At 62.0% G+C, this 12,582-nt stretch carries 12 protein-coding genes and 1 pseudogene; 1 reads left to right on the top strand and 12 read right to left on the bottom strand.

Annotation, left to right across the window (positions count from 1 at the left end; translation table 11 throughout):
* The 6 genes and pseudogenes from glcF to glnK all read right to left on the bottom strand — a co-directional run.
* A pseudogene (glcF, locus tag QZW03_RS10830) lies at nucleotides 1–134 on the bottom strand (glycolate oxidase subunit GlcF); the annotation flags it as partial.
* 25 nt (nucleotides 135–159) lie between these two features.
* A complete protein-coding gene (gene glcE / locus QZW03_RS10825; RefSeq protein WP_296510011.1) occupies nucleotides 160–1,329 on the bottom strand; it encodes a glycolate oxidase subunit GlcE in 1,170 nt (389 codons plus the stop codon).
* Between the two features lie 102 nt (nucleotides 1,330–1,431).
* Nucleotides 1,432–2,343, bottom strand: a complete 912-nt coding sequence (locus QZW03_RS10820; protein ID WP_296510010.1) for an SMP-30/gluconolactonase/LRE family protein — start codon at nucleotides 2,341–2,343, stop codon at nucleotides 1,432–1,434.
* On the bottom strand, nucleotides 2,340–3,206 hold the full coding sequence (locus QZW03_RS10815; RefSeq protein WP_296510009.1) for an aldose 1-epimerase: 867 nt from the start codon (nucleotides 3,204–3,206) through the stop codon (nucleotides 2,340–2,342). Before QZW03_RS10815 ends, QZW03_RS10820 begins: the two co-directional genes overlap by 4 nt.
* Before the next feature lie 147 nt (nucleotides 3,207–3,353).
* Nucleotides 3,354–4,874, bottom strand: a complete 1,521-nt coding sequence (gene amt / locus QZW03_RS10810) for an ammonium transporter (protein ID WP_296510008.1) — start codon at nucleotides 4,872–4,874, stop codon at nucleotides 3,354–3,356.
* Between the two features lie 13 nt (nucleotides 4,875–4,887).
* Nucleotides 4,888–5,226 carry a P-II family nitrogen regulator gene (gene glnK / locus QZW03_RS10805; protein ID WP_087495551.1) on the bottom strand — a complete coding sequence of 113 codons (339 nt, stop codon included), beginning with the start codon at nucleotides 5,224–5,226 and terminating at the stop codon, nucleotides 4,888–4,890.
* Between the two features lie 248 nt (nucleotides 5,227–5,474).
* Between glnK and QZW03_RS10800 the strand changes: the two genes are divergently transcribed.
* Entirely contained in the window at nucleotides 5,475–7,028 is a 1,554-nt protein-coding gene (locus QZW03_RS10800) for a YifB family Mg chelatase-like AAA ATPase (RefSeq protein WP_296510007.1), read from the top strand.
* 72 nt (nucleotides 7,029–7,100) lie between these two features.
* Here the strand turns inward: QZW03_RS10800 and QZW03_RS10795 are convergent, their stop codons facing one another.
* From QZW03_RS10795 to QZW03_RS10770, 6 genes are read right to left on the bottom strand one after another with little or no spacing between them, the layout of a single operon-like run.
* Complete coding sequence (locus QZW03_RS10795; protein WP_296510006.1) at nucleotides 7,101–8,156, bottom strand: hypothetical protein; 1,056 nt, start codon at nucleotides 8,154–8,156, stop codon at nucleotides 7,101–7,103.
* A complete protein-coding gene (locus QZW03_RS10790; protein ID WP_296510005.1) occupies nucleotides 8,153–9,055 on the bottom strand; it encodes an AAA family ATPase in 903 nt (300 codons plus the stop codon). Before QZW03_RS10790 ends, QZW03_RS10795 begins: the two co-directional genes overlap by 4 nt.
* Complete coding sequence (locus QZW03_RS10785) at nucleotides 9,055–10,779, bottom strand: pilus (MSHA type) biogenesis protein MshL (RefSeq protein ID WP_296510004.1); 1,725 nt, start codon at nucleotides 10,777–10,779, stop codon at nucleotides 9,055–9,057. Before QZW03_RS10785 ends, QZW03_RS10790 begins: the two co-directional genes overlap by 1 nt.
* A 26-nt stretch (nucleotides 10,780–10,805) precedes the next feature.
* Entirely contained in the window at nucleotides 10,806–11,273 is a 468-nt protein-coding gene (locus QZW03_RS10780; protein WP_296510003.1) for a hypothetical protein, read from the bottom strand.
* Nucleotides 11,270–11,893, bottom strand: coding sequence for a hypothetical protein (locus tag QZW03_RS10775; RefSeq protein WP_296510002.1), 624 nt, complete (start codon nucleotides 11,891–11,893; stop codon nucleotides 11,270–11,272). Before QZW03_RS10775 ends, QZW03_RS10780 begins: the two co-directional genes overlap by 4 nt.
* Nucleotides 11,890–12,570 carry a PilN domain-containing protein gene (locus QZW03_RS10770; RefSeq protein ID WP_296510001.1) on the bottom strand — a complete coding sequence of 227 codons (681 nt, stop codon included), beginning with the start codon at nucleotides 12,568–12,570 and terminating at the stop codon, nucleotides 11,890–11,892. The genes QZW03_RS10775 and QZW03_RS10770 overlap by 4 nt, the downstream gene beginning before the upstream one ends.
* Between the last annotated feature and the right edge of the window lie 12 nt (nucleotides 12,571–12,582).

Below are 12,582 nucleotides of genomic sequence, written 5' to 3'. Positions count from 1 at the left end.
AGCTCATCACCCAGCAACTGGTAGGTCGGGCAGGTAGCGGTACAAAAGCCGCAGTGCACGCATTTGCGCAAAATGGCCTCGGCGGCCTGTCCGTCCGGCGTGTTCTGGTATTCGGGGGCGAGTTGGGTCTGCATAGGGAGTGGTGCGTTGCGCCCGGGGTCAGAAGTCGGGATAGAGTCTGCCGGCGTTGAAAACACCGGCAGGGTCAAACGCTGCTTTGAGGCGCTTGAGGAAAGCGGCCTGCCCCGGCAGTTCGGAGCGTAATTGGCACTTAGCCCCCGTATTATCTGCGGCACCAGCTACAAAAACCATAGCACTACCGCCTGCTGCCCGGGCAGCGGCCTGCAGCTGAGGGCCGGCTTGCAGTGGTGCCCAGAGCCAGCGCAGGCCACCGTGCCACTCGATCAACTGGGGCCAGGGCACGTCGAGCACCGGCGCCGTTTGCGCCACGGACAAGCGCCACAAGGCGTGTCCGCTGGCGGCGCCCTCTGTAAAAAACGGCAGGGTTTGGTCGCGGCAGTGCGCCCAGTCAGCTGCCGCCTGCTCAGCGTCCATGCGCTCGCCGGGCACCTCAATGAGCATGCGCTGGCAGGCCGCCTCGACGGCCGCCACTGCCCCGCGCAGTCGCACAAAGAGCAGGTCGCGGCCGCCGGCACCGGCGGTAGCGTCGTGGACCCAGCAACTTGCATTTAAGGGGAGTGGCTCGCCAGCCCAGCGGTGCAGTTGCTCAAGGGCAGCGGCTTGGCCCAGCGGGAACACGAGTGTTGCCTCGGCCGGGGCAAACGGCAGCACTTTGAGGGAGACCTCGGTCAACAGGCCCAGCGTGCCCATGGCACCGGCCATGAGGCGCGAGACGTCGTAGCCGGCCACGTTTTTCATGACTTGCCCGCCGAAGGTCAGGTACTCCCCGCGACCGTTGATGAGTTTGAGCCCCAGCACATAGTCCCGCACACTGCCCACACTCGCCCGGGCTGGCCCGGCCAAGCCACTGGCAACCAGGCCGCCCACCGTGGCGGTGCTGGGCGTACCGGCCTCTGCGGAGGCAGACCAGCGGTAGTGCGGTGGCTCAAAGGGAAGGCATTGGCCCTGCTCCGCCAGCAAGGCTTCCAGCGAGGCCAGAGGCGTGCCCGCGGCTACCGTGACCACCAACTCGCTGGGGGCGTAATCGACAACACCTTGCAAGCTGCGGGTGTCCAGTAAGCCTGCGGGCTGGAGACAGCCATAAAAGTCTTTGCTCCCACCCCCGCGTATTTGCAGGGGTGTGTGGTCTGCAGCCGCGGCGCGGATCTGGTCGACAAAGGGCTGGATGGCAGCAGGCGTGGGCAACATGGCGGCAATGGTAAGCGCCGCCCTGACCCTGCGGCGTGAATTTTTTGAACAGCCGGGCGCCGGAAATTTGAGATTCAGTGAGCGGCGCGCGGCCCGGGGTGCTCAGTCCACAAAGGTCTGTACGGGCAAGCCCGCGACCTCTGTCCGCATGAAGAAAACGGCTCCCGACAAAGGGAATTGCGCCAGCTCGGCCGCACTGCGTCCGTGGCGTGCGGTGGTGATGTAGAGCGTTTTGAGGTCTTCGCCACCAAAGCACGGCATGGTGGGGCACTGCGCCGGTGTTGCCCAGCTGGCGAGCAGGCGCCCATCGGGGGCAAATTTGCAGATGCGGCGGCCTTCAAACATGGCGGCGTAGTAGTTGCCCTCAACATCGACCGCCGCGCCATCGGGCCGACCGGCATAGCCTGTGTCTTCAAAGGTCCACCCTGCCGGCTTAGCCTCATAGCTCCGCCAGACCCGGTGGGCGCTGAGGGTGTTGGCCTGAAGGTCAAAGTCCCACGCGTGGGTGACATGGTTGGGCGTGTCCGACCAATAGAGGACCCGTTGGTCCGGGCTCCAGGCCAGGCCGTTGCCGGTGAGCGCATCGCCTGCGTGCTTTTGCACCACGGCGGCTCCGGCCCGGCAGTCGATGGAGAACAAGGCGGCCGCTCTCCCGGCCTTGGGCTCATCGATTGTGCCGACCCAGAAACGACCCAGCGCATCGCACTTGCCATCGTTGGCACGAATGACAGTGGTGTCATAGGGCAAGGTCGCAATCCGGTGGAGCTCACCTCCCCACGCTGACGCACGGAAAACGCCATCGCGCAAAGCGATCACCAGCCCGCCCTTGGCTGCGGGGGCAATACAACCGGGTTCGCTCGGCATGTCCCAGCGCTGCACGGTGCCCATGTAGATGTTGGCGCGCAGAATGGCTTTGCCGGGAATGTCCACCCAATACAGCTGCTGCTCGGCAGGATGCCAAAAGGGGGACTCCCCCAACTCAAATAGATCTTCACTCAGTGCGTGCCAGCTCATACGGTTTTCTCCACTGCGACTTGCATGCTGCAACTCAAGGTTTCGCCCGGCTGCAGCACCACGACCCCCAGGCTCTCGGCGCTCGCGCCGGTCGAGGCCATCAGGTTGAGGGCATTGTTGATGTGGCTGACCGGCTCGACCGCAATGTTGTCGCGCTCGGGAGTGGTGAACACCACCAGGCGGCTGAGTGCGGAGCGAACCGTGATGTGCATCTCGCTGTCACGCAGGTGCAGCGCACCCTCCCAGCCGTCGAAACAATGGTCTACCGTGAGACTGTCGATCCCTTGGTTCAAGCCGGCATGGAGGGCCCGGTGCGTGGGCAGCTTATCGCTGCCCATCTCCCACCGGCCGCTGGCGGCAAATTGCACGGTAGCACCCGCGCGTTTGACGAAATAGGGGTGCCAGCCCAGCCCCACCGGCGCAGGGTGCGCACTCTGGTTGGTCACGCTCAAGCCCAGATCGAGCGTACCTTCGCCGAGGCGAAAGGTTTGAGAGCAATCGAAGTCAAACGGCCACGCTGAGTCAGCGCGGTGCTCCATGGCCAGAAGTGCGGAGTTCTCGGTGCTCTCCAACACCGCCCAAGGGCGCTCCCACCCGATTCCGTGAATGGTGTGGGGCTCGGGCTCGAAGTTTTGCACCAAAGGATGGCTGGTGCCCGCCCACTGCAACTGACCGTTCCCGATGCGGTTAGAAAAGGGCACCAATGGGAAACTTGCGGATTGGCGCACACCCGTGAGCTCTGCGCCGGGGGTGGAGCGCATGACCGGCAGATCGCGCCACCACAAGCCGGCAATGGACCCGCCTAGCGCGGGGCAGATATCGCAACGCAAGCTCGCGTGGCGCAGGGTCAAGGGGGTACTCATGGGGGTTCCATCCGGGGGTTGTTGGCAACTGCGCTGCATTGTGCACCTGCCGGGACAACAAAAACCCGGCCCACCTTGCGGTGGCCGGGTTCTGAGTTGGTTTCGACACCAGTCCGAAACTGCAGCGCCAGGCGCCGCAGTTAGGGATTAACGGTTATAAGCTGTTTCGCCGTGGCTGGAGATGTCCAGACCTTCGCGCTCTTCTTCTTCAGAGACGCGCAGACCGATCACCAGGTCCACCAACTTGAAGGCGATGTAAGACACCACACCAGACCACACGATAGTGATCAACACGCCTTCCGCCTGAATCCACACTTGGCTGGCGATGGAGTACTCCGCGCCGACCGCGTTGGCCACATAGTCGTACACGCCGGTACCGCCCAAAGAAGGAGCAGCGAACACACCGGTCAACAAGGCACCGACGATACCGCCGACACCGTGCACGCCGAACACGTCCAGGGAGTCGTCAGCACCCAACAGGCGCTTCAGACCGTTCACACCCCACAGGCAGGCAAAGCCGCCGATCAGGCCGATCGCGATGGAGCCCATGGGGCCCACGAAACCGCAAGCAGGGGTGATGGCAACCAGGCCAGCCACTGCACCGGAGGCAGCGCCCAACATGGAGGCCTTGCCACGGGACAGGGCTTCACCGGTAATCCAAGCCAAGGTAGCAGCCGCAGTTGCCAACATGGTGTTGATGAAAGCCAATGCAGTGATGCCGTTCGCTTCGAGGTTGGAGCCGGCGTTGAAACCGAACCAGCCGAACCACAGCATGGCTGCGCCCACCATGGTCAACGTCAGGCTGTGAGGAGCCATAGGCTCTTTGCCGTAACCGATACGCTTGCCCACTACGTAGGCGCCGACCAAGCCGGCCACCGCGGCGTTGATGTGCACCACGGTGCCACCAGCGAAGTCCAAGGCACCCTTGCCCCACAGGTAACCGGCAGCAGCCACCACTTTTTCCAGGGAAGCAGCGTCAGTGATTGCGTCAGGGCCGGCCCAGTACCAGACCATGTGCGCCATGGGCAGGTAGCTGAAGGTGAACCAGATCACGCAGAAAGCCAGTACAGCAGAGAACTTGATGCGCTCAGCGAAGGCACCGACGATCAGTGCGCAGGTGATGGCCGCAAACGTAGCTTGGAAGGCAATGAAGGTCAACTCAGGGATCACGACGCCCTTGCTGAAGGTCGCAGCCACCGAGTCAGGTGTCACGCCAGCCAGGAATAGCTTGGAGAAGTTGCCGAAGAAGGCGCCATCACCACCGAATGCCAGTGTGTAACCGTACACAGCCCACAGCACGTAGATCAGGGCCGTGACCACGAATACTTGCATCAGCACCGACAGCATGTTCTTGCTGCGGACCAGGCCGCCGTAGAACAACGCCAAGCCGGGCAATGTCATGAACAACACCATGGCGGTGGAGATCGTCATCCAGGCGGTGTCGCCCTTGTTAGGAACAGGTGCGGGCGCTGCAGCAGGCGCGGCCTCAGCAGCAGCGGGGGCTGCGGCAGGTGCGGGTGCAGCAGCCGGTGCAGCGGCTTCAGGGGCAGAAGCGGTAGCCGCGGGGGCATCAGCTGCAGGAGCGGCGGTTTGGGCCAGGGCGAATGTTCCTGCTGTCAGCAGGCTCATGCCGAGCGCCAGCGTGGCGAGAAGTTTTTTCATGTTCATGCTCTCTTTCTTTTTACAGCGCTTCTTTGCCGGTTTCACCGGTACGGATACGCACCACTTGTTCCAAGTCGTAGACAAAAATCTTGCCGTCACCGATCTTGCCGGTACGGGCTGCACCCTCAACAGCCTCGATCACGCGCTCCACCAGAGCGTCGTCAATCGCTGCTTCAATCTTGACCTTGGGAAGAAAGTCCACCACGTACTCTGCACCGCGGTACAGCTCTGTGTGGCCCTTTTGACGGCCGAAGCCTTTGACTTCGGTCACGGTAATGCCTTGCACGCCCATGCCGGACAAGGCTTCGCGCACCTCATCGAGCTTGAACGGTTTAATGATGGCCGTCACGAGTTTCATGTGTTCACCTCAGCTTGATAGTTGATTACAGAGTCCGGGCCTGGAGGCAAGGCTTGCCAGGTTTCAGGAGCTAGGGTCAATAAAGCAGAAGCCGTGCCAAGTTGCCTGAAAGCTTGCATTAGCAAAAATCCCCACCTATTAGGCGGACTTAGGCTAATATAACTGTATAAAACAACAGCATGCACTGCTTTAGTGCAGAGTCGCGTAATGCACCGAGTTATTGCGCACCTTTTTGGGAAATCAGGGATATGAGCTTGTCTTTGGTGCAAAGCCGCGCCTTATTGGGGCTGGAAGCGGTGCAAGTCACGGTAGAAGTCCACTTAGCAAACGGATTACCGAGCTTTACGCTGGTCGGTTTGGCCGACGTGGAGGTCAAAGAAGCCCGCGAACGGGTGCGGTGTGCCATCCAAAACAGCGGCCTGGAGTTCCCGAACAACAAGCGCATCACCGTCAACCTGGCTCCGGCCGACCTGCCCAAAGACTCCGGCCGGCTCGACTTACCCATCGCGCTGGGCATTCTGGCGGCCAGTGGGCAGGTCGATGCCGCCGCGCTGGCTGGCTTTGAATTCGCGGGCGAACTATCGTTGTCCGGTGAGCTCCGCGCAGTGCGCGGCGCACTGGCCATGGCGTTGGCGTTGCGCAAGTCCACGGCCCGCCCCCAGTTGGTACTCCCGCCCGGCAATGCCGAAGAAGCTGCGCTGGTCCCTGACTCCCGGGTCATTCGTGCCCGGCATTTGCTGGATGTCGTTCACCATTTCGCACCGGGCGGCCAAGCCAAGGATACGGAGGGTGTCCCCTTGGAGCAAGATCCTGATGGCTGGGTGCGGGTCGAGCCCACTCCCCTGCAGGCCAGCACCTTCGGGCCCGACATGGCAGACGTCAAGGGCCAAGTCGCAGCCAAGCGCGCACTCGAGATAGCCGCCGCGGGTGGCCACAGCTTGTTATTGGTGGGCCCGCCCGGCTCCGGCAAGTCGATGTTGGCCCAGCGCTTTGCCAGCCTGCTGCCCGACTTGAACACCGACGAAGCCTTGGAAAGCGCCGCTATCGGCAGCCTGTGCGGGCGATTCGACCTGCACCGCTGGGGTCAGCGCCCCACTTGCAGCCCCCACCACTCCGCCAGCGCAGTGGCGCTAGTGGGCGGAGGTTCACCCCCGCGGCCCGGTGAAATCTCACTGGCGCACCACGGCGTGCTGTTTCTAGACGAACTGCCTGAGTTTCCCCGCCCGGCGCTGGAGGCACTGCGCGAACCCTTGGAGACCGGCAGCATCACTATTGCGAGGGCAGCGCGGCGCGCAGAATTTCCGGCGCGGTTCCAGTTGATTGCGGCCATGAACCCCTGCCCCTGCGGCTACCTCGGGGCCACCGCGCGCCCTTGCCGCTGCACGCCGGACCAGGTGAGTCGCTACCAAGGCAAGCTCAGCGGGCCGCTGATGGACCGGATTGACCTGCATGTGGAGGTGCCGGCGCTGGCCGCAGAGGAGCTCTTGCAAAGCCCGCCCGGTGAACGCAGCGCAGAGATCCGTGAACGGAGTCTTCAGGCCAGAGAACGGGCCGTGCAGCGCCAGGGCTGCAGCAACCAGGCGCTGGCCGGGCAGGCTATTGACCAGCACATCGCCCTGGACCCCGCTGCCTTGAAGTTTTTGCAAACAGCCGCTGCGCAACTCGGCTGGTCCGCCCGCAGCACCCACCGCACCCTGAAAGTCGCCCGCACGATTGCCGACCTCGCCGCAAGCACGGACACACAGCTCCACCATGTGGCCGAGGCTATGCAGTACCGCAGGGTACTGCGCGCATTGCCATAATCGCCGCAGCCTTTGCTATTATTTTGATAGCTGTTCGCGCAATATCAACGTGGGCTAGATGCCCTTTTGACCCTAAGGCCGCTCAGGGAGCGTGACGCCCTGCTGCCGCAAATAGGCCAGGACCTCTTTACTGACAGGCCCAATAGCACGGGCTTTGTCCGCCAGCTCCGCAGCAGCCCCCAGCTGACCCAAGGCCGCTAGTGACACCGCGCTTCCCAACAACCAGCGCTGCTCCGCGGGACGGGTTTGCAATGCGGTCCCGTAAAACTGAACCGCATCCTGATGGCGGCCCAAGCGCTGCGCCGCATTCGCCCGCACCGCCCAGAGGTCGGCCTGTCCGGCCAGCAAGGGCTCCAACCGGCCCAGCAAATCCAACACGGCAGCAGACTGCCCCTGCGCCAACTCCATGCGGGCCAACTCCCGCACCAGCTGGAGTTGGGTTGCGGGCGGCGTCGGCGGCTGAGCCTTCTCGAGTCCGGCTAAGGTCTCTTGAAGCAACTGGATCGCGGCATCGGCGGAACCGCCGCTGTACATCGACTGGGCTTGGGAGAGCAGGTCGCGCACCGCAACTTGCTGGCGCTGGGCCAGAACTGCGGCGTCCGCCACGGGCGGCACGATCTTCAGAGAGGGAGGCGCGGGCAGCGACGCTGGCTGGGGTGCAACCTGCACCGGTGGGGTGGCCGCCGCGGACGCGGTTGCACGGACCGCAACCGGTGCAGCAGCTAACGGCGCACCGGCCCCTGCGACGTCCGTTGCTATCGGCTTAACGACCGGTGCACTAGCCTCGCGCAGCGGCCCCGGCCGCTCTGAGAGCTCTCTATCAATCCTTAAGCTCGCCCCTTGGGCGGGCAAGACCGTCGCTTCTGTTTTCGGGGCCTCCGTCGCGGTGGACGCTGCCGGAAGTGGGTCCGGTGCAACAGGCGAGGCCTTGGAATACCACCAGGCAGCTCCCGCCAAACAGAGGGCCAACACAGTGCCCCCCAGAAATATTCCGGCGCGTAGTGAGCTACGAGGCAAGACCGGTTCGCGTATCTCTTTGCGCGCGCTGGTCCCGGCAGCGAGCTTGGGCTCCAAGGGGCTGGCACTGCGCTGATCGAGGTCGCGCAGCATCTGGTTGATCACACTCATTCCAAAACCTCTCCAGCAGTGCGCGTGGGGCCGGGTCGCCGCCTCCACCAGTTCCACCAACGGCCGCCACCCGGCGTTGCACGCAGGCCCGGTGTGTCGAGAACCGCTAATTTCACATGCGCAAGCGATATGCGGTGCACGCCTTGACCGTAGGCCAATATCAGGCACTTGTGGGCAAGAACATTGATCAAGCGCGGAACGCCTGCCGTTTCCAGTGCCAGTTTTTCCATTGCCTCCGGCGTGAACACATCAAGATCCGTGTGCTCGCTGGAAGCAGCCCGTGCCAGACGATGGCGCACATAGTCCCCCACGCTTTCGCCGGTCAATGGGCCGAGGTACTCGCTAAAGGTAATGCGCTGCAACAGTTGCCGAATTTCCGGACGAGCCAGCTTGGTGTCCAGATCCGGCTGGCCCAGCAACACCAATTGAATGAGTTTGCGCTTTTCAGTTTCGAGATTCGACAGCAAGCGCAGGCTTTCCAGACTGCGCATCGGAATAGCCTGGGCCTCGTCAATACACACCACCACGCGTTGACCCGCATCTGCATGCTTCAACAAACAGTTGCCGATATGGGTCATGATGACGTGGCGGCTTGCAGGAAGCGCAAGCTCCAAGCCCAGCTCAAGTGCCAAGGCGCACAGCAAATCGTCGGGCCCCATGTCCGGGTTGGGAATGTAGGCCGTCACGCACTCGCCTTGCAGGGTCTTGAGAAGTTGGCGGCAAAGGACCGTTTTTCCGCACCCCAGTTCCCCGACAACTTTCAGAAATCCTTCGCCGCTGCGCAAGGCTACCAGGAGTGTGTTCAGCGTCGACTGTGCACCGTCATGGGCAAAGTAGAAGTCTGTGTCCGGCGTGATCGAGAACGGGGCCTCACGCAGCGCAAAGTGCCCCAAGTACATTATTTGGCAGAACCGTCAATTTGGATGACCCTTGCGCGAGCAGCATCCATGTCGTCAATCGCAGCCCGTGCTCGCCGGTTCTGCGCATCCCAGTCTGCAGCGCTCCGGATGATGGTGGGCTTGATCAACACAATCACCTCTTTTTTGCGCCCCTGAGTGGCACGATTCCCGAACAACGCACCCAGTCCTGGCATGTTGGTGGTTCCCGGTATTCCGGAGGCGTTGCGGCTCGACTCCAGCTGCATCAGCCCTCCGATAGCCACAATGGCGCCGTCTTGAATGCGCACCAAAGTATCCGTTTCGTTCACTGAACTGGAAGCCAGCGGTAATTTGAAGTTTCCGGCACTGCCCAAGTCAATTTGCTTGGACTTTTCAGACACCGTACTGAGTGCCGGATGCACGTGCAGTGTCACGTTCACTCCATCATCGATTTGAGGCGTCACATCCAAAGAAATGCCGGAGAAGAACGGCGTCAGAGTGACGGTCGGTAAAGTGCTGGTGGTCGCACTGCTGGTGGAGCTGGTGGAGTTGGTTCCGCCCGACACGTTGGTCACAAAGAACTCATCGGTCCCGACCTTGAGCACCGCCTTTTGGTTGTTGAGTGTGGCTATGCGGGGGCTCGACAGCGTTTGCACATCGCCTTGGGTTTCAAGAAAACCAAGCACCGCGCCGAATTGACTCGTTGCAAGCGCCAAGCCGAACAAGCCTCCACCGGTTGCCACCGATGGGAACGACACCGCTCCATTGATCGTCGTACTGCCCTGAACATACGCATTGGTGCTTGTCACGCCACTGCCCAGCACTCCGGCGGCGACCTGAGTGGAACCCACTGTATTGAAAGCACCCCAGTTCACACCGCTTTGGTAACCATCGCGCAGCTCGACCTCCACGACTTTGGCCTCCAGCATGACTTGCCTCTCCACCGAAGCCTGTGCCGCCTTAAGGAACTTCTCAACCTGGCGCAATTCCTCAGGCATTCCACGCACCGCCATGATGCCGGCCTGCGGGCTCGCCACCACACTCCGGCCCTCTCCATTGCCCAGGAGACTGCGTACGGCACCGGAAAGCTCGCCCCAAAAATCAGATTTTGAGGTAGTCGACACCCGGCTGTTTTCCGGTTGGGCTCCCCCGCCGGCATTGCCCGTCGCAGCGGGGGCGGTGCTGGTGCCACCGCTCTGCGACAAACCTGCACCGGACGAAACTCGCAACTCACTGCTTCCCTGACGCTGCGACGTCGGGTAGTTCAGGGTAAATACGCGCGTCTGCAGGGTCGGCGCGTACACCGTGATACGACGCCCCTCGATTTTGAAGTCGTATCCGTACACATCACGGATTGCCTCCAAGGCCTCGGTGACCGTAACGCCCCTCAGGGTCACCGACAAGGTACCCGCAACATCAGGGTGCATCAGCATGCTGTAACGCGTGTCAGCCACGATCGCAAGAAACACCTCACGCGCCTGAGCGTTGTTCACCAACAGATCCAAGCGGGGCTCGGGCGGCCGCGCAACTACAGGTGGCGCGGGTTCTGCCAACGCTTCGCTTACTTTGGCAGGCACGACCGCTGGCGACCGAGGTGTGGCTTCTGGCAATTCGGCCAAGATGGCGGCACTAACATCAGGTGTGCGCAAAGGCCGGTCCATGCTGCCACAAGCGCTGAGAAGTGCGGCACTCAAGGTGACGCACAAAACCGAGACAGAGCGCGGAACCGAAACGGTGGAGGACATAGCGATGGAGTTCATAGGTCGGGACTTCACGGTTGTGTGCCGGTACATGGCGCAACAGGGGTCACGGCTTGGGGAGACTTCGGACGGGCAGGTTTCAGTGCCGGCTTGGCAGGCGCCGGAGCGGGGGTGACGCCGTCACAAGCCACCGACACCGCCGCAACATTGCGCTGAATTCCCATAAAGCGAGGCAGTTTGTTGAGCTTGCGGCCCTCGCGCAGCCAGACTTCCGTTTCGGTGATGCGCTCTAGCGTTGCTGCACCGACTTTCTTCCCCACACCAATCAAACGGGTCCCGACCACGAGGTAGGGGACGCCGTTTTGAATCAATACGGTCAAATTAGGTGCGGGCTCTTGTCCCGCTCCTTGGTTGGCCCCGGGCGGCAAGGCGACCCCGGCCGTCGCGGGCGGCATGGTGGGATCGCGCTCCGCTGCCGTGGCGCCCGCAACCCAGACTGCGAGGCACCAGCTCAACAGACACCAGCGTGCCAATGTCATGGTTGCGCCTCCAAAACATAGACACGCAAGGTCAACTCGGGCCCTTGCGGCCCCACCAACAATTGAAAGCCGCTCCAGCGCAAACGGGGCAGCGCCGTCTCCAAGCTCTTCACATACCGGGTCAATTCTGTATAGGAGCCCGTTACCTTGAGCTCAAGGCCCCGTCGCGTGACACCCGGAATCGCATCAGCCGCAGGCGACGCGCCCTCAGCTGCCACCGTTCCGGAGGAGACCAAACGCAAACCCGGGCTGCGCTTGAGAAACTGTGCAAGGACCGGCTCTATGGAGGGCTCTCCACTAGTCCCGGAGGGAGCCAATGCCTGGATTTCACGCTGTAAAGAATCCAGGGTAGATTGCCACTGGGCAAGCTCTGCACGCACATCGGCATTCAAATCTACCGGCTTGGAGACCAATGCCAGCTCGCCACGTAAGCGATTGACCTCGGAAGACTGAGCCACAAACTGCTGTTGCACTTTCTTCATGGATTGCTGAGCCGGCGTGAGCCAGACGAAGTCCGCGAGGGCTAGGACCACGAGCAAAAGCGAAATAAACAAAAACAGGCGCTCGCGCAAACTCAGTGCGTTAATTCGGGCTGATTGGGCTAGCCACCAGGCTTTCATGGCTGAACCCTCGGTGACTCAGGCTGTACCAGCGCACTGACCAAACTAAACGACCACGCCTCCCGACCCCTCGGCGCGGCGACTTCGGTGGTAGTGGTTAACGCAGCGCTACCGGTTGTCTGCGCCAGCGCTGTGCTTTGAACCTTGACTGTGCTCAGGCGCAACCCCGCCATTAGAGGACTTTGCGCCAGGCGTGCGACCCAATCATTCAGGGACGATGGCTCCAAGGTAAAGCCACTCACCTCCATGCTGCCTGCGTCAGCGCGCACTGCCGTTACCCAGACGGAGTCCGGAATACTGCGAGCAACCAGCGCCAGCCGGTCTGAGTAGCCCAACCCGGGTTTGAATTGCCCTTGCTGCAATGCCAGCAAAGCCTGACTCTTCAGTGCCAACTCCGCTTTTTTAGCCTGCGCCTCCTGGATTAGCTCAGCAGACGGCGGCTGAGCACGCGATTTGCTTTCGGCAATGGCTGCTTGAAGACTTTGCATCTCCAAAGCCTGAGTCTGCAAAGCAGACGCGAAGCCTTGTTGCGCATTTTGCAAGTTCCAGACCCACGTAGCGCACAGCGCCGCACCCAGGACGACAAACACGGCCAAGGCTATTGCCATGGTGCTGGCCTCAAACTGCTGCCGGGGCTTGATCAGCGAAACGGAGCACAGGTTGATTTGTTGGGGCATGTGGGGTTCGCT

Origin of the sequence: Rhodoferax sp., assembly GCF_013297935.1 — a bacterium.
Classification (GTDB): domain Bacteria; phylum Pseudomonadota; class Gammaproteobacteria; order Burkholderiales; family Burkholderiaceae_C; genus Allorhodoferax.
This window is presented reverse-complemented; position numbering and strand designations above follow the sequence as displayed.

Bases quoted from the DNA above. Each gene is read 5' to 3' on its own strand.
- glcE (WP_296510011.1), bottom strand. From the start codon at position 1,329: ATGTTGCCCACGCCTGCTGCCATCCAGCCCTTTGTCGACCAGATCCGC.
- QZW03_RS10820 (WP_296510010.1), bottom strand. From the start codon at position 2,343: ATGAGCTGGCACGCACTGAGTGAAGATCTATTTGAGTTGGGGGAGTCC.
- QZW03_RS10815 (WP_296510009.1), bottom strand. From the start codon at position 3,206: ATGAGTACCCCCTTGACCCTGCGCCACGCGAGCTTGCGTTGCGATATC.
- amt (WP_296510008.1), bottom strand. From the start codon at position 4,874: ATGAACATGAAAAAACTTCTCGCCACGCTGGCGCTCGGCATGAGCCTG.
- glnK (WP_087495551.1), bottom strand. From the start codon at position 5,226: ATGAAACTCGTGACGGCCATCATTAAACCGTTCAAGCTCGATGAGGTG.
- QZW03_RS10800 (WP_296510007.1), top strand. From the start codon at position 5,475: ATGAGCTTGTCTTTGGTGCAAAGCCGCGCCTTATTGGGGCTGGAAGCG.
- QZW03_RS10795 (WP_296510006.1), bottom strand. From the start codon at position 8,156: ATGAGTGTGATCAACCAGATGCTGCGCGACCTCGATCAGCGCAGTGCC.
- QZW03_RS10790 (WP_296510005.1), bottom strand. From the start codon at position 9,055: ATGTACTTGGGGCACTTTGCGCTGCGTGAGGCCCCGTTCTCGATCACG.
- QZW03_RS10785 (WP_296510004.1), bottom strand. From the start codon at position 10,779: ATGTCCTCCACCGTTTCGGTTCCGCGCTCTGTCTCGGTTTTGTGCGTC.
- QZW03_RS10780 (WP_296510003.1), bottom strand. From the start codon at position 11,273: ATGACATTGGCACGCTGGTGTCTGTTGAGCTGGTGCCTCGCAGTCTGG.
- QZW03_RS10775 (WP_296510002.1), bottom strand. From the start codon at position 11,893: ATGAAAGCCTGGTGGCTAGCCCAATCAGCCCGAATTAACGCACTGAGT.
- QZW03_RS10770 (WP_296510001.1), bottom strand. From the start codon at position 12,570: ATGCCCCAACAAATCAACCTGTGCTCCGTTTCGCTGATCAAGCCCCGG.